Source organism: Citreicella sp. C3M06, from assembly GCF_018860705.1.
In the GTDB taxonomy this organism is placed as follows: domain Bacteria; phylum Pseudomonadota; class Alphaproteobacteria; order Rhodobacterales; family Rhodobacteraceae; genus Salipiger.
Genome location: NZ_JAHKQA010000007.1, coordinates 102,356 through 117,223, shown reverse-complemented (window position 1 = coordinate 117,223; position 14,868 = coordinate 102,356). Strand labels below are relative to the sequence as shown.

General features: G+C 65.0%; 14 protein-coding genes. 4 read left to right on the top strand and 10 right to left on the bottom strand.

What is annotated here, in order from left to right; genetic code table 11:
• Positions 1-32: 32 nt before the first annotated feature.
• Positions 33-1,643 carry a BCCT family transporter gene (locus tag KO516_RS02690; protein ID WP_216002270.1) on the bottom strand — a complete coding sequence of 537 codons (1,611 nt, stop codon included), beginning with the start codon at positions 1,641-1,643 and terminating at the stop codon, positions 33-35.
• A gap of 174 nt (positions 1,644-1,817) precedes the next feature.
• Here KO516_RS02690 and KO516_RS02685 point away from each other — a divergent pair, with 174 nt between their 5' ends.
• A complete protein-coding gene (locus KO516_RS02685) occupies positions 1,818-2,381 on the top strand; it encodes an NADPH-dependent FMN reductase (RefSeq protein WP_216002269.1) in 564 nt (187 codons plus the stop codon).
• Between the two features lie 42 nt (positions 2,382-2,423).
• Here KO516_RS02685 and KO516_RS02680 read toward each other — a convergent pair whose 3' ends face one another.
• From KO516_RS02680 to KO516_RS02665, 4 genes are all read right to left on the bottom strand, one after another.
• Entirely contained in the window at positions 2,424-4,121 is a 1,698-nt protein-coding gene (locus KO516_RS02680) for a capsule biosynthesis protein (protein ID WP_216002268.1), read from the bottom strand.
• Positions 4,099-4,758: an ABC transporter ATP-binding protein gene (locus KO516_RS02675; RefSeq protein WP_216002267.1), complete on the bottom strand. Its 660-nt coding sequence runs from the start codon at positions 4,756-4,758 to the stop codon at positions 4,099-4,101. Before KO516_RS02675 ends, KO516_RS02680 begins: the two co-directional genes overlap by 23 nt.
• 201 nt (positions 4,759-4,959) lie before the next feature.
• Entirely contained in the window at positions 4,960-5,988 is a 1,029-nt protein-coding gene (locus KO516_RS02670; protein ID WP_216002266.1) for a permease, read from the bottom strand.
• A complete protein-coding gene (locus KO516_RS02665; protein ID WP_216002265.1) occupies positions 5,981-6,337 on the bottom strand; it encodes a helix-turn-helix transcriptional regulator in 357 nt (118 codons plus the stop codon). Before KO516_RS02665 ends, KO516_RS02670 begins: the two co-directional genes overlap by 8 nt.
• 99 nt (positions 6,338-6,436) lie before the next feature.
• Between KO516_RS02665 and KO516_RS02660 the strand changes: the two genes are divergently transcribed.
• Complete coding sequence (locus tag KO516_RS02660) at positions 6,437-7,030, top strand: uracil-DNA glycosylase family protein (RefSeq protein WP_216002264.1); 594 nt, start codon at positions 6,437-6,439, stop codon at positions 7,028-7,030.
• Positions 7,027-7,818, top strand: coding sequence for an SseB family protein (locus KO516_RS02655; protein WP_216002263.1), 792 nt, complete (start codon positions 7,027-7,029; stop codon positions 7,816-7,818). Before KO516_RS02660 ends, KO516_RS02655 begins: the two co-directional genes overlap by 4 nt.
• A gap of 3 nt (positions 7,819-7,821) precedes the next feature.
• On the opposite strand, the gene panC is transcribed toward KO516_RS02655, so the two are convergent.
• Together panC and panB are read right to left on the bottom strand one after the other, a co-directional pair.
• Positions 7,822-8,664 (bottom strand): pantoate--beta-alanine ligase, encoded by an 843-nt coding sequence (gene panC / locus KO516_RS02650; protein WP_216002262.1) that lies wholly within the window; start codon positions 8,662-8,664, stop codon positions 7,822-7,824.
• Positions 8,661-9,488 (bottom strand): 3-methyl-2-oxobutanoate hydroxymethyltransferase, encoded by an 828-nt coding sequence (gene panB, locus KO516_RS02645; RefSeq protein WP_216002261.1) that lies wholly within the window; start codon positions 9,486-9,488, stop codon positions 8,661-8,663. The genes panC and panB overlap by 4 nt, the downstream gene beginning before the upstream one ends.
• 124 nt (positions 9,489-9,612) lie before the next feature.
• Between panB and KO516_RS02640 the strand changes: the two genes are divergently transcribed.
• On the top strand, positions 9,613-11,079 hold the full coding sequence (locus KO516_RS02640) for an ABC transporter substrate-binding protein (protein WP_216002260.1): 1,467 nt from the start codon (positions 9,613-9,615) through the stop codon (positions 11,077-11,079).
• Here KO516_RS02640 and KO516_RS02635 read toward each other — a convergent pair.
• From KO516_RS02635 to KO516_RS02625, 3 genes are all read right to left on the bottom strand, one after another.
• Complete coding sequence (locus KO516_RS02635) at positions 11,054-11,929, bottom strand: DMT family transporter (RefSeq protein ID WP_216002259.1); 876 nt, start codon at positions 11,927-11,929, stop codon at positions 11,054-11,056. The two genes, KO516_RS02640 and KO516_RS02635, sit on opposite strands and share 26 nt — an antisense overlap.
• Positions 11,930-11,948: 19 nt before the next feature.
• Positions 11,949-12,593, bottom strand: a complete 645-nt coding sequence (locus tag KO516_RS02630) for a DUF2062 domain-containing protein (RefSeq protein WP_216002258.1) — start codon at positions 12,591-12,593, stop codon at positions 11,949-11,951.
• A gap of 126 nt (positions 12,594-12,719) precedes the next feature.
• Positions 12,720-14,858 carry a bifunctional (p)ppGpp synthetase/guanosine-3',5'-bis(diphosphate) 3'-pyrophosphohydrolase gene (locus KO516_RS02625; RefSeq protein ID WP_216002257.1) on the bottom strand — a complete coding sequence of 713 codons (2,139 nt, stop codon included), beginning with the start codon at positions 14,856-14,858 and terminating at the stop codon, positions 12,720-12,722.
• Positions 14,859-14,868 lie beyond the last annotated feature (10 nt).

The following is a 14,868-nucleotide window of genomic DNA, read 5'->3' as shown; positions in this document are numbered from 1 at the left end:
GGGCCCGCCACTGCGCGGGCCCTTTTGCGTTTTCAGATGTCTTCCAGCGCCGGGTCGTCCTTGATCTCGACATGCTGAATATCCTCGGCGCCAAGCCCCTTGATCAGCGAGGGGATCATCATGAACACCAGCGCAAAGATCGGCAGCCCGATCACCGTGATCACCTGTTGCAGCGCGTTCAGCCCCGCATCCCCGGCCAGCCAGATCAGCATCCCCGCGATGGTGCCCTCGGCGACGCCCCAATAGACACGCTGGTGCACCGGGCCGGGGGTTTCCTCGCCGGTGCACAGCATGTCGACCACCAGCGAGGCGCTGTCCGACGAGGTGGCGAAAAAGATCGCCACGATCACCACGGCAAAGCCCTGGATCAGGGTCGTGTAGGGGAAATGTTCGAAAAACGCGAACATCGCCAGCGGAACGGATTCGGCCACCGCGCGGCTCAGCTCACCGGCGCTGTCGCCCATGGCGGCGCGAGCGGCCTCCCCGATGCCGTCGATCTGCATCGCCTGCCAGCCAAAGATGGCAAACCAGATCAGCGTGAAGGCCGACGGCGCCAGCAGCACCCCCATGACGAATTCGCGGATCGTCCGCCCGCGTGAAATCCGCGCCACGAACAGACCGATGAAGGGCGACCATGTCACCGTCCACGCCCAGTAGAACACCGTCCAGCTGCCCTGCCAGCCCCAGCCCTCGCCGCTGGGATGGGCATAGGCCAGCATGTCGTTCCAGAACGCCAGCTGCGGCAGGTTGCCGAAATAGATGCCCACGGTCTGCACGATGCCGCGCAGCAGGAACAGCGTTGATCCGGTCACCAGCACAAAGACCAGCAGCGCCACGGCCATGCCGATGTTGATGTTCGACAACAGCTTCACCCCGGAATCCATCCCCGCGACGATGGACCCGACCGCAACGCAGGTCAGCACCGCGATGATGCCGATGCGCATCCATGTGGTGTTTTCCATGCCGGTCAGTTCCGACAAGCCCGCCGCAATCTGGCTGGACCCGAGGCCAAGTGAAACCGCAACGCCAAACAGCGTGCCAAGGATCGCCGCCACGTCGATGGCCTTGCCGATCGGTCCGTGAATGCCGTCCTTGAGCAGCGGGTAGAACACCGATGACACCCGCACCGGCAGATCGTAGCGGTGAATGAAATAGGCAAAGGCCAGCCCGGGCAAGGTAAAGATCGTCCAAGTGTGCAGGCCAAGGTGATACAGCGCAAAGGCCATCGCGTCCTGCGAGGCTTCGATGCTGTAGGGCACGACCCCCTCGCGCGGCGGCGATGAGAAATGCGAGATCGGCTCAGCGACGCCCCAGAACATCAGCACCGTGCCGATGCCCCCCGCGAACAGCATGGTGAACCATGACAGGTTATCGAAATCGGGCTTGGTGTCGGTACGCCCGAGGATGATGTGGCCGTGCCGCGAGCAGGCGACCCAGATCAGAAAACCCAGCCAGACGTTGACCCCAAGGATGAAAAACCAGCCAAGGTTCGTCACCACCCAGGCCCGCCCACTTTCGAAAAAGGCGCCGATGGCCGTGGGGGCGATGATCAGCGCGCCGAGGAACAAAACCATCAGCGCCGAGGCGCTGAAAAAGATCGTTGTGTCGGTGCGTAGACGTAGCGCGCGTGCCAATCCGGTCATGACTGTCCCTGCCTTTTGCAATGCAATTTTCACCCAACGCAGGGTTGCAAAGGATGTTCCTTGCCGAATTCGCCTGTGCAGCGCTGCATGTCGGCTGTGCGGCCCCGTGGATTGCGACAGCCCGGCAGAAGCTTAGGTGTTTGGCAACCTCTCACCCTGCAAGGATTTCCCGACATGGCTTTGAAGCTCAAGATCGTCACCGCCTCCACCCGCCCCGGCCGCATCGGTCCGATCATCAGCAACTGGGTTGCCGAGCAGGCCAGCGCCCATGGCAAGTTCGAGGTCGAGATCCTTGACCTCGAAAGCTTCAACCTGCCGCTGCTGGACGAGCCGAACCATCCGGCCATGCAGAACTACACGCAGGACCACACCAAGGCCCTGAGCGCCGCCGTCGCCGATGCCGATGCGTTTGTCTTCGTGACACCGGAATACAACGGCTTTCCGCCCGCCGCCGTGGTCAACGCGCTTCAGGCGCTGGTGGTGGAATGGAATCGCAAGGTCGCGGGCGTCGTGTCCTACGGCGGCATTTCGGGCGGGCTGCGTTCAGCGCAGGAGCTGCGGATGCTGCTTGCGAATATGGGGATCATGCCGCTCAAGCAGGCGGTGCCGATGCCAATGGTGTTTGGAGATCTCACCAAGGAGGGCACGCTGACCCCCAATGTCGAGGTCGCCAAGGGCACCGCCGGAATGCTCGACGAGCTGCACGTCTGGGCCGGCGCGCTAAAGACCATCCGCTGAAACGCCCGGGGCGGGGCCATCGCGGCCCCGCGCCTTTTCCCCTTAGCTCGACACCTGCTCGCGCAGGATCGACGCGGTCAGCGAGAACATCAGGTAGACCCCCGAAAAGATCAGGAACGCGAGGATGGTGTTCTCGAACTTGCGCGGATAGCTCGGGTCTTCGGAGGCGACCGGCACCACCGAGGTGGTCAGATAGCGCGCCTGACTGTCGGCATCCCGTCGCGCCTGTTCCAGCCGTTCCAGCGCCGTCTGAAGCATCAGGTCGCGGGTCGACAGATCGGCCTCGGCCAGCTTGATCTGCACCGCGATCTCGGCCAGCGAATTTTCCCCGGTTGTTGCCTGCGTCATCTGGTTGTTCAGCGTGGCCAGCAGCGCCTCAAGCCGGCGCACATCGCCACGCGCCCCGTCGACCTTGGCCTGGTTCGGACGCGCGTTGTCGAGCAGCGCCTGAAGCGCAAGCTGCTTTTCCTGAAGCTGGATTTCGATGTTGTTGACCTGCCCGCGCAGCGCGGCAATGCGCCCTTCGGGGTCGATGACGGCGCCGTCCTGCTGCAAGCGCACCAGCTTTTCCTGCGCCTGCGCCCGCGCCGCCTCGGCATCCCTGAGCCCGACCTCGGCATCATCCACCGCGTTCGAACGCTTGCGCATCGACAGGTTGTCGACGCGGGCTTCGGCATATCCGATCAGCGCACGGCTGAACCGTGCCGCGGTCTCGGGGTCGGCGGCAAGGATCTGCATTTTGATGACACCTTCGGTCGGGTCATAGCCGATCTCGATGTTGCGCTTGTACAGCGCATAGGCCGCCTCGTTCGAGGCACCGGGATCAAGCCGCTGGATCGGGTCGATCCAGTCCTGTTCGAAATGGGTCTTGAAGCCTTCGTCCCGGTCGAGCCGCAGCATCGCATCCTTGGACATCAGGTAGCTTTGCACCGCGATCGCGTCCTGATTGGTGGCAAATTGCGTGCCCGAGAACAGCGAGCCCATCGAACTGGCCGAACTTTCGGCCTTGAGAATAAGGAATTCCGACTTCGTGGCAAACATCGGCGTCGCCATGATGTAGAAATAATACCCCGCAAGGATCGTCGGCAGAAACACGAAGAACGCCAGCCGCGTCAGCAGCAGCAGCAGCTTCTTGCGGCGCCGGGCGGCCAGATCCTGCTGGATCTGCATGATCTCGGCGGCGCGCCGTTCCGACGGGCTGGCCATCTGGGTCGAGGGCAGCTGCACCTTGCCGGTCTCGACCTTCTGCGGCAGCTGCACCTTGCCGCCCGGGGCGGGCGCTTCGGCGGCGGGGCTGTCGGTGCCTTTGTCCGGCACCACGAGTTCCAGCATGTTCGCGCGCTGAAACGGGTCGATGCCGCGGACCCGCAAGAGGCGCACCGCATCGAAATCCGAGGTCGGCGCCATGCCGTGCTTTTGCGCCACGCGCCGCGCCATGCGCAGTTGACGCCCGGTCAGGCCTTCGTTGCGGATCGCGTCCATGTCGGTCTTTGCGTCCCTCGCAGCCTCGGCAGTTGCCGGCTGCGAGCGTGGCGCAGGCTGAACCGGCGGGCGCAGATCTTCGGCGTCCTGCGCTTTGCCCGGCTGCGACACCGGCGCTGGCCTGGCTGGCTGCGCAGGCTCTGCCGGAGGCACCGGGGGCGTCGCGTCATTGGTTGCCGCCCCGGGCAAAGCGCCGCCCGCCTCCATCTCGCCGCTGCGGCGGACACGGAATTTCTTAGCCTTGGGTTTCGTAGTCATAGAGTCGCTTCGCCTCTTCCAAGGTTTCAAACATGTGCAGTTTGCCGTCCATCAGGACCGCCGCCTTGCGCGCGAAGCGTTCAAGGATCTGTGGCTGGTGCGAGACGATCACGATGGTCGTCGTACGCAGCCGCTCTGCGAGGAGTTCGCCCGCCTTCTTGTTGAACTCGACGTCGGTGGAATTGGGCATCCCCTCGTCGATGAGATAGATGTCGAAATCCAGCGCCAGCATCAGCGCAAAGGTAAAGCGCGAGCGCATGCCGCTGGAATAGGTGCCCAGCGGCTGATCGAAATATTCCCCAAGGTTGCAGAGCCAGCGGCAGAAGCTTTCGACGTAATCCGGATCGATACCGTACATCCGGGCGATGAACCGAGAGTTCTCGCGCGCCGAGATCTTCGACACCACCCCGCCCATGAATCCCAGCGGAAAAGACACCCGGCTGGTCGAGCGTATCTCGCCCTCGTCGGGCTTTTCCAGCCCGGCCATCATGCGGATCAGCGTCGACTTGCCGGTACCGTTCGGAGCAAGGATGCCCAGCGACTGGCCAAGTTCCACCCGGAACGACACGCGGTCAAGGATCACCTTGCGCCGCTGCCCTGTCCAGAAGGACTTGCTGACCGTGTCAAACTCAAGCATCCACCGTGCCCCGCACCATACGCCCTCCTCAGCAATACAGAGGGCAGATTAAGCATGTCTTAGGCGTGGAATCTGGTGATATTATGTCCCGATCAGGAAACAAAGAGCAATCGCCGGGGGTGTTATCCGGCGATTGTCTGGTTGTGTGGGCCACAAGATGGCGCGGGCTGCCCCAGCTGTGACCAAGGCGTTAACGCCGACTCAGGCGATGGCGCCCCAGGCAAGACCGGCGGCGAAGGCCCCGATCAGGGCAAAGCCGAAATAGGCGGCAAACACCCGCGGCTTGACCAGCGCCCAGACCGCGATGGCCGCCGGAATGCAGCTGACGCCGCCCGCCACCACAAAGCTCATCGCCGCGCCCGGCGCCATGCCCTGCGCCAGCAGCGCATCGACCAGCGGCACGGCAGCATAGCCGTTCAAATACGCCGGGGCCCCGATCAGCGCGCCCAGCAAGATCGGCCAGACCCCGGTGCCGCCCAGAACGCCCGCGATGGTTTCTGCGGGGATATAGCGCAGCATCACGGCCTCGATCAGATAGGCGAGCAGCAGCCATTTCAGCAGGAAGACAAGGTTGGCCTGCGCCTCGGTGCGGAAGGTCTCGCGCCGCGCCGCATCCTGCCAGAAACGCCATTTCGGTGTCCCCTGAAACGGCTTCGTCACGCCGCCACAACAGCTGCTGCCACAGGTCTTGGGCTGCGGCTTCAGCGGATCGGCAAACACCGGGCTGCGCTTCAACGCCATGGCGCCCAGCCCGCCCGCAAGCCCGATCGCCACCGCGGCCAGCGTCTTGGCCAGCGCAAAATCCAGCCCCAGCGTGCCCGCCGTCACCAGAAACATCGCCGGGTCCATCAGCGGCGAGGCCAGCCAGAAGGCCATCACCGCGCTGAGCGGCGCGCCCACCGCCAGCAGCGCGGCGATGAACGGGATCACCTCGCAGGAACAGAACGGCGACAGCCCGCCCAGCACCGCGGCCAGCACGATCATCCGGGTCTCGCGCCCCTCAAAGGCCTTGGCCAGCAGGGTCTCGGCCCCGGAGGCCTTGATCGTGGCCACCGCCGCCACAGCAAACAGCACGAAAGGCAGCGTGTGCAACAGAGCTCCCAGCGCGAACTGCGCCGTGGGCAGAGTCTGGGGCGTATCGACCAGAGCGACAGACAGCAGCAGCAGCGCGCTCGCCATCCAGGCCTTGTCGAGTTTCGGCAGCCGTGCCGGACGCCATGTGTCAGCCATCGTGATGCTCCGGGTGTTCGCTGCAACCCTCGCAATCGGCACAGCATTGGGTGACAAGAAACTCAGACAATGCCTGCACCTCTTCATAGGCGGCGGCGGCGCAGATGATGCTGCGGCCCTGCTTTTCCTGCCGCACGAGGCCGGCATGGGTCAGGATGCGCAGATGATGGGTCAGGGTCGAGCCGGTGACGCCGGTGCGCGCGCCAAGCGCCCCGATGCTGATGCCCGAGGGGCCGGAGCGCACCAGCGCCCTGAGCACGCTCAGCCGCTGTTCAGAGCCAAGCGCGGCGAATTTCGACGCGGCGATCTCCAGCGGCATATCTTTGGGGATGGGGGATTCGTGTTTCATATTTCTAGCATCATCGAAACATTTCCCGCACGCAACGGTTCATTTCGATAATTTTCGAACTGTTCTGGCAATCTCGCGCCACGCACTTATCTGCCCCTCATGGAACCGTTGCCAGAACTCGCCGATCATCTCCGCGCCTGCCGCCTGTGTGCGCCGCGCTTTGCCACCACCCGCACCCAGCACGCCCCGCGCCCGGTGGTCTGGTTCGCGCCGGGCGCGCGGCTGCTGATCGCCTCGCAGGCGCCGGGACTGCGGGCGCATCAAAGCCAGAAGCCATTTGATGATGCGTCGGGCATACGCCTTCGTGATTGGCTGGGGCTGGACGAGGCGACCTTCTGGGACCGCTCGAAGGTGGCGATCATACCAATGGCCTTTTGCTTTCCGGGCTATGATGCCGCCGGGTCCGACCTGCCGCCGCCGCCGATCTGCCGTGCCACGTGGCACGACCGGCTGTTCGCCGCATTGGGCGACGTTCAACTGCGGCTTTATATCGGCGGCTATGCCCATCGCTATCATCTCGGCGTGAAAACCGGCGTCACCGAGACGGTGCGCGGCTGGCGCGACCATTTGCCGGGCGCAATCCCCTTGCCTCATCCGTCGTGGCGCAATACCGCATGGCTCAAACGCAACCCGTGGTTCGAGGCCGAGCTTTTGCCGGTGCTGCGATCCCGCGTCCGCGAGGCGATGACATGACTTTGGAAACCCCACTCGACCACGCCCATGCCGCGATGGAGGCCGCCCCGCTGGACGGGGCCGCCCGCCTGCGGTTCTACGAACGGCTTGCCGATGGCGAGCTGTTCGTGTTGCTGGCGAAAGAAGCGACCGGCGACACCGTCGAACCCGAGGTGTTCGAACTGGCCGATGCCTCCTTTGTGCTGGTGTTCGATCGCGAAGAGCGCCTGTCGCAATTCGTCGGGGCCGCCGCGCCCTATGCGGCGCTGTCGGGGCGGGCCTGCGCGTCGATGCTGGCAGGGCAAGGCATCGGTCTTGCGGTCAACCTCGAGGTGGCGCCATCGTCGATCCTGCTGCCGCCCGAGGCGGTGGACTGGCTGAACGAGACGCTGGGCCATGGCCCCGCCGAAACCCATGGCCAGATCGAAGAGGTCACGCCGCCGGGCGGGCTGCCCGAGTCGCTGATCACCGCGCTGGACACCAAGCTGGCAACGGCGGTGGGGCTTGCCCGCGCCGCGTGGCTTGCCGGGGTGCGCTATGAGGATGGCACCCGCAGCCACCTTCTGGCCTTTGCCGGGGCAGTGCCGGGGGCCGAGGATGCGCTGGCCCGCGCCGTGAACGAGGCGCTGGTGTTTTCGGGAATCGAAGCTGGCTCGCTCGACGTGACCTTCGTGCGCGATCACGACCCGCTGGCGGCATCGCTAACCCGCGTCGGGCTGCGCTTCGATCTACCCGAACCGGAAAAGCCTGCGCGGATCGAACCCATCGCGCCGGGGTCCGACCCGGACAGCCCGCCAATCCTGCGCTAAGTCTCAGCCGACCGCGATATTGTCGATCAGCCGCACGCCGCCAATCCATGCGGCGGCGAGCAACCGCGCCGGGCGGTCGAGCCGATCCAGCAGGGCCAGCCCGTCGGCGGCGCGCAATTCAAGGTATTCGACCTTGTCGAAGCCCGCGCCCGCGAGCGCCGCTTCGGCGGGCGCGACCAGTTCGGCCATGGTCCCGCCCTGCGCCAGTGCCTCGGCCATGCCCTGCATGACGTGGCCCAGCGCCGGGGCCTTGGCCCGCGCATCAGCCGGCAGCAACAGGTTGCGCGAGGACAGCGCCAGCCCATCGGGTTCGCGCACCGTGGGGCAGCCGATCACCTCGACCGGGATATCCAGATCCGCCGCCATTCGCCGCACCACCTGCAATTGCTGGTAGTCCTTTTCGCCGAACCACGCCTTGTCGGCGCCGGTCTGAAGGAACAGCTTGGGCACAACGGTGGTCACCCCGTCGAAATGCCCCGGCCGGAACGCCCCGCACAGGATCTCGGTCAGCCCCTCCACATGCACCGAGGTTGCAAAGCCATCGGGATAGATCTCTGACGGGCCGGGCACATAGATTACATCGACCCCGAACGGCGCGAGCTTTTCGGCATCCTGATGTTCGGTGCGCGGGTAGTTTTCCAGATCAGACGGATTGTTGAACTGCCGAGGATTGACGAAAATCGTCACGATCACCCGGTCGGCCCCGGCCCTTGCCGCCTGCGCAAGGCTCAGGTGGCCCTCGTGCAGCGCCCCCATGGTGGGCACCACGCCGATCACCTCTCCGGCGCGTTTCCAAGCGGTGACACGGGCGCGCAGGGCCGCCTTGTCGCGGATGATCTCGGTCATTTCATCGGCTCCGTATCGGCAAAGACATGCTCTGGCGCGGGAAAGGCGCGGGCGCGCACCTCTGCGGCATAGGTGGCGATGGCGGCTTCGGCCTCATCGCCAAGGCTGGCATAGCGCTTGACGAATTTCGGCTTGAAGGCGGTGAACAGCCCCAGCATGTCGTCAACCACAAGGATCTGCCCGTCACAACCCGCCGACGCGCCGATGCCGATGGTTGGTATGTCTACCGCCTCGGTCACACGGTCGGCCAGCGCGGCGGGCAGTTTTTCCAGCACCACGGAAAAGGCTCCGGCCTCGGCCACGGCGCGGGCATCGGCCAGCAGCGCCTCGCCCGCCGCGCCCCGGCCCTGCACCTTGTAGCCACCCAGCGTGTTGATCGACTGCGGCGTCAGGCCGACATGCGCCATCACCGGAATACCGCGCCCGGTCAGAAACGCGATGGTCGGCGCCATCTGCACCCCGCCTTCCAGCTTCACCGCGCCAGCGCCGGTTTCCGCCATGATCCGGGCGGCGTTGCGAAACGCCTGCTCGCGGCTTTCCTCGTAGCTGCCAAAGGGCATGTCGACGACCATCATCGCCCGGCTCAGCCCGCGCTTTACCGCTCGGCCGTGCAGGATCATCATCTCGAGCGTGACGCCCAGCGTCGATTCCAGCCCGTGCAGCACCATGCCGACGGAATCCCCCACCAGCACGAAATCGCAATGGGCGTCCATCAGCTGAGCCATCGGCGTGGTATAGGCGGTGAGGCTGACAATCGGCACGCCGCCTTTGCGGGCGCGGATATCGTCCGGCAGCGGCACGCTCTTGTGTGCGATTGCGCTCATGTGCTCCTCCCTAAGCTGTGGCGCCCTCTATCAGCCCGTGCGATGCCTTTCCAGTGCGACGCGCCTTGCACCTTTGGCGAATTGCGTCACAGTTCGACAATCATCCCAGAACGGAGAGCCGCCGATGTCCCGCCTTGCCCTTGTCGCCGCGCTGCTTGCCGCACAGGCCGCCAGCGCCCAGCAGACCGACATCACCGTCGCCCTGCAACTGGAACCGCCGCATCTTGATCCGACCTCGGCAGCGGCCGGGGCCATCGATTCAGTGCTGTATTCCAACGTCTTCGAAGGGCTGACGAAATTCACCGAAACCGGGGCCATCGCCCCCGGCCTTGCGCAAAGCTGGGACATTTCCGACGACGGCGCGCGCTACACCTTTCACCTCGCCAGCGGCGTGACCTTCCACGACGGCAGCGCGATGGACGCCGAAGACGTCAAGTTCAGCCTTGATCGCGCCCGCGCCGATGACAGCCAGAACGCACAGAAGGCGCTGTTCGCGGGCATCGCGTCGGTCGACGTGATCGACCCGCAAACCGTCGAGGTGACGCTGGCTGCGCCCGACGGTAACTTCCTGTTCAACCTCGCTTGGGGCGATGCGGTGATTGTCGCGCCCGAAAGCGTCGATGGCATCAAGCAAACCCCGATCGGCACCGGCCCGTTCAAATTCTCGCGCTGGGTGACGGGCGATCGCATCGAGCTGGCCCGCAACGACGCCTACTGGGGCACCGAACCAGCGCTGAGCGACGTCACGTTCCGGTTCATCGCCGACCCGACAGCGGCCTTTGCCGCGATGATGGCGCAGGATATCGACGTCTTTGCCGGCTTCCCCGCCCCCGAAAACCTGCCGATGTTCGAATCCGACCCGCGCTTTCAGGTGCTGTCCGGCACCACCGAGGGCGAGACCATCCTTGCGATGAACAACGCCCAAGCGCCGCTGGATGATCTGCGGGTGCGCGCGGCGGTGGCCCATGCCATCGACCGGCAGGCGATCATCGACGGCGCGATGTTCGGACAGGGCACGCCCATCGGCACCCATTTCGCCCCGCATAACCCCGATTACGTCGATCTGACCGGGCTGTCCGCCTATGACCCTGCGAAATCGCGCGAACTGCTGACCGAGGCGGGCTATTCCGAAGGCTTCACCACCACGCTGAAGCTGCCGCCGCCCTCCTATGCCCGGCGCGGCGGCGAGATCATCGCGGCGCAGCTGCGCGAAGTCGGGATCTCGACCGAGATCGTCAATCTCGAATGGGCGCAATGGCTCGAAGAGGTGTTCAAGGGCAAGGATTTCGGCATGACCATCGTGTCTCACACCGAACCCTTCGACATCGGCATCTATGCGCGGCCCGATTACTACTTCCAGTACGGCAAGCCGGAATTTGCCGAGCTGATGACCACGCTGAGCGCAACATCCGACCCGGCGGCGCGCTCGGCGCTGATCAAGCAGGCTGAAACCATGATCGCCGAGGATTACGTCAACGCCTATCTGTTCCAGCTTGGCTTTGCCACGGTGGCCGATGCGCGGCTGACCGGACTGTGGACCAACCAGCCGACGCAGGCCACCGACCTTACCGCGGTGCGCTGGACCGAGTGAACGGGATCACCGACAGCGCGACTCCGCCCAGCACCAGCCCGCAGGCGAGCACAAAGCGCAGCGTCAGCGCCTCGCCCAGAAAGGCCATGCCGCCCGCCATGGCGATCACCGGCACGGTCAGCTGGGCGACGGCGGCGGTCGATGACGGGATGCGCGGCAGCACCGCGTACCATAGAATGTAGCCAAGCGCCGAGGTCACCGCGCCCGAGAACACCGCCAGCAGCACCGCGCTGGCGGACCAGCTTGCGACCCCGCCGCCGTCACCCCCCATGACAAACAGCCCGATCTGCACAAGGCAGCCCAGCCCTGCGGTCAGCACGAAATTCGCCGCGCTCGACACCATCGGCACGGTCGACAGCTTGCCCGCCAGCGAGTAGATCCCCCAGCCAAAGCCCGCAACCAGCATGGCCAGCGCGTGCGGCAGGCTGGGGGCCGTGCCGCCTCCCGGCGCCAGCAGCCATACCAACCCGCCAAAGGCCAGCCCCGCCCCAACCCAGCGGCGCGGCGGAAGAACCTCGCGCGCGATGGCTGCGGCGGCGAACATCGTCACCTGCACCATGCCGAACATCAGCAACGCCCCCAGCCCGGCAGCCAGCCCGTTATAGGCCACCGAAAACCCGTAGATATACAGGAATAGCCCGGCAACGGCCGCCAGCCGCCCCGGACCGCCCAGCGAAAACCGCCCCTGACGCAGCAGCACCAGAACCGACAGCATCACCGCGCCGGACAGCAGGCGCAGCGTTCCGAAACTGGTGGCGTCGATGCCACCCCCGGCCAGCGCCGCGCGGTTGAGCAGTGAATTGGCCGCAAACGCCACCATGGTCAGCGCGATCAGTCCGAACAGTTTCATGTATCCTCCGGGCGGCGGCTCAGTCAGGCCGCGCCGTGCTTTCCGCTTTTTTCTTCTGCAAGGCCGCCAGCTTGGCATTCAGCCGGCCGCGCCGCCGCTTTTGATAGGCGCTGATCACCGGCACCGTCAGATAATACGCGACCAGCGCGGTGATGATCCCCGGCAGGATGCCCCCGATCATGTAGGGGTAAAACACCGTGTGATAAAAGGCGTTCAACGCCGTCCAGTCGGTGGGGTTGCCCTGAAGCCAGTTCAACAAGTTGTCCCACAGATCCTGCCCCGCCATGGTAAAGCGGTGGAGCAGCGATGTGTGGTGCGGCTCGTGCCGGTCGATGCCCAGCAGCCAGTAACCGGTGCGCAGCGAAGCGATGCCGATCGGCACATAGGTCAGCGGATTGCCGACAAACGTGCCAAGGAAGGCCGCAAGGAAATTGCCCCGCAGTAGCCAGGCCAGCCCGCCCGCCACCACGAAATGCAGCCCGTAAAACGGCGTAAACGTGGTGAAGACCCCGGCAAACACCCCGCGCGCGATCTTTTCCGGGGAATCCGGCAGACGATGCAGCCGGTGCTGCATGTAACGCGCCGCGCGCGTCCAGCCGCCGCGCGGCCAGAACAGCTCGAACACGGCTCGCAAAAAGGGCCGTCTGTCGCGGCGTTTGAACACGCGTCCCGTCCGTTATTCCTGCGGCAGCCCGTGCTGTGGACCGCTGCTCCCCAAGTCGTCATCGCGCCCCGGCAGGGCCGCCCAATCAATGCGCCGACCCTAGCGCCATGACGCGCGAGGGAAAGCCTATTCCGCCGCCGCGGGCGCAACCGCCAGCGCAGTATCGCGCCTGCGGTGCACCGAGGCCACATCACTTTCCGCCTCGAGCGCCGAGACCACCGAGTGCAGATGTTCGACATCGCGGAATTCGATGTCCATCCGCATTCTGAAGAAATCGGGTTTACGATCCACAAAAGTCAGATCGGAAATATTGGCCTGACGCTCGCCGATCAGGCTGCACACGCGGCCCAGAACCCCCGCATCGTTGCCAAGGGTCAGCTCGAGCGTCACATCATAGGCGGCGGGATGGGTGCCCTCCTCCCAGCGCAGATCGAGCCAGCGTTCGGGCTGGTCTTCCCACGCGGCAAGGGAATCGCAGTCGATGGCGTGCACGTACACGCCCTTGCCGCGCTGGGTGATGCCGATGATGCGTTCGCCCGGCAGCGGCTGGCAGCAGCGCGCCCGGGTAAAGCCCTGCCCCGGCTCCAGACCGATCACCGCCGATTGCGCGTCGATCTCGTCGCCGCGCGCATCGTCAAGTTCGGGGTAAACCGCGTGCACCACCTCGCGTGAGGTGATCTCGGCGCTGCCAAGCCGCACCAGCAGCTCGTTGCGCCCGCTGATGCGCAGGGTGCGGGCAGCCTTTTCCAGCACCTTGTCGGTGGCCTTCTTGCCAAGATGTTCAAAGGCCGAACGCGCCAGTTCCGCCCCCAGCCGCATGAACCGCTCGCGCCCGGCTTCGCGCAGGGCGCGGCGGATGGCGGTGCGGGCCTTGCCGGTGGTGGCGATGTCGAGCCATGTCGCCTGCGGGGTCTGGCCCTCGGCGGTGATGATCTCGACCGACTGGCCGTTCTTGAGGCGGGTCCAGAGCGGCACGCGAATGCCATCGACCTTGGCCCCGACGCAGCCCGACCCGATCCGCGTGTGGATCGCATAGGCGTAATCCAGCGGCGTCGCGCCGCGCGGCAGCTTCACCACGTCACCCTTGGGCGTAAAGCAGAACACCTTGTCGGAATACATCTCGAGCTTGACCGCTTCGAGGAATTCGTCGTGATCCTGTTCTGCGTCGAACTGTTCGGTCAGCGAGGCGATCCAGCGGGCGGGATCGACGGCAAAGGGGTTTTCCGAGCGTTCGCCATCGCGGTACGACCAATGCGCCGCAACGCCGGTTTCGGCGACGTCATGCATCTGACGGGTGCGGATCTGCACCTCGACCCGCTTGCCGTCGCGGCCCGACACAGTGGTGTGGATCGACCGGTATCCGTTGGATTTCGGCTGGCTGACGTAGTCCTTGAACCGTCCCGGCACCGATTTCCAGCGCTGGTGGATGACCCCCAGCGCGCGGTAGCAATCCATTTCGCTGCGGGTGATGACGCGAAAGCCGTAAATATCCGACAGGCGCGAAAACCCGACGCCCTTGTCCTGCATCTTGCGCCAGATCGAATAGGGCTTTTTCGCACGGCCAAACACCTGAGCGTCGATGTCGGCCTTTTCCAGCTCGTCGCGCATGTCGCCGGTGATGCGATGGATGACGTCGCCGGTTTCCTTTTGCAGGTTGATGAAGCGGCGGATGATGCTGGCCCGCCCCTCGGGGTTGAGCACGCGGAACGCGAGGTCTTCGAGCTCCTCGCGCATCCATTGCATCCCCATGCGCCCGGCCAGCGGCGCATAGATATCCATCGTCTCGCGCGCCTTCTGGATCTGCTTTTCCGGCCGCATCGCCTTGATGGTGCGCATGTTGTGCAGACGGTCCGCCAGCTTGACCAGAATCACCCGCAGATCCTTGGACATCGCCATGAACAGCTTGCGGAAGTTCTCGGCCTGCTTGGTTTCCGAGCTGGAGAGCTGAAGATTGGTCAGCTTGGTGACACCATCCACAAGATCGGCCACATCCGCGCCGAAGCGGTCGGTGATGTCCTTGTACGAGGCGCGCGTGTCCTCGATCGTGTCATGCAGAAGGGCGGTGATGATGGTCGCATCGTCAAGCTGCTGCTCGGTCAGAATGGCGGCAACGGCGACGGGATGGCTGAAATAGGGCTCGCCCGAGTGGCGCATCTGCCCATCGTGCATCGCGCGGCCAAAGTCATAGGCCGCGCGGATCAGCGCTTCGTTCGTCTTGGGATTGTAGTTGCGGACCAGCGCAACGAGGTCTTCCGCCGCGATCATGGGCGTTCAT

Bases quoted from the DNA above. Each gene is read 5' to 3' on its own strand.
- KO516_RS02690 (WP_216002270.1), bottom strand. From the start codon at position 1,643: ATGACCGGATTGGCACGCGCGCTACGTCTACGCACCGACACAACGATC.
- KO516_RS02685 (WP_216002269.1), top strand. From the start codon at position 1,818: ATGGCTTTGAAGCTCAAGATCGTCACCGCCTCCACCCGCCCCGGCCGC.
- KO516_RS02680 (WP_216002268.1), bottom strand. From the start codon at position 4,121: ATGACTACGAAACCCAAGGCTAAGAAATTCCGTGTCCGCCGCAGCGGC.
- KO516_RS02675 (WP_216002267.1), bottom strand. From the start codon at position 4,758: ATGCTTGAGTTTGACACGGTCAGCAAGTCCTTCTGGACAGGGCAGCGG.
- KO516_RS02670 (WP_216002266.1), bottom strand. From the start codon at position 5,988: ATGGCTGACACATGGCGTCCGGCACGGCTGCCGAAACTCGACAAGGCC.
- KO516_RS02665 (WP_216002265.1), bottom strand. From the start codon at position 6,337: ATGAAACACGAATCCCCCATCCCCAAAGATATGCCGCTGGAGATCGCC.
- KO516_RS02660 (WP_216002264.1), top strand. From the start codon at position 6,437: ATGGAACCGTTGCCAGAACTCGCCGATCATCTCCGCGCCTGCCGCCTG.
- KO516_RS02655 (WP_216002263.1), top strand. From the start codon at position 7,027: ATGACTTTGGAAACCCCACTCGACCACGCCCATGCCGCGATGGAGGCC.
- panC (WP_216002262.1), bottom strand. From the start codon at position 8,664: ATGACCGAGATCATCCGCGACAAGGCGGCCCTGCGCGCCCGTGTCACC.
- panB (WP_216002261.1), bottom strand. From the start codon at position 9,488: ATGAGCGCAATCGCACACAAGAGCGTGCCGCTGCCGGACGATATCCGC.
- KO516_RS02640 (WP_216002260.1), top strand. From the start codon at position 9,613: ATGTCCCGCCTTGCCCTTGTCGCCGCGCTGCTTGCCGCACAGGCCGCC.
- KO516_RS02635 (WP_216002259.1), bottom strand. From the start codon at position 11,929: ATGAAACTGTTCGGACTGATCGCGCTGACCATGGTGGCGTTTGCGGCC.
- KO516_RS02625 (WP_216002257.1), bottom strand. From the start codon at position 14,858: ATGATCGCGGCGGAAGACCTCGTTGCGCTGGTCCGCAACTACAATCCC.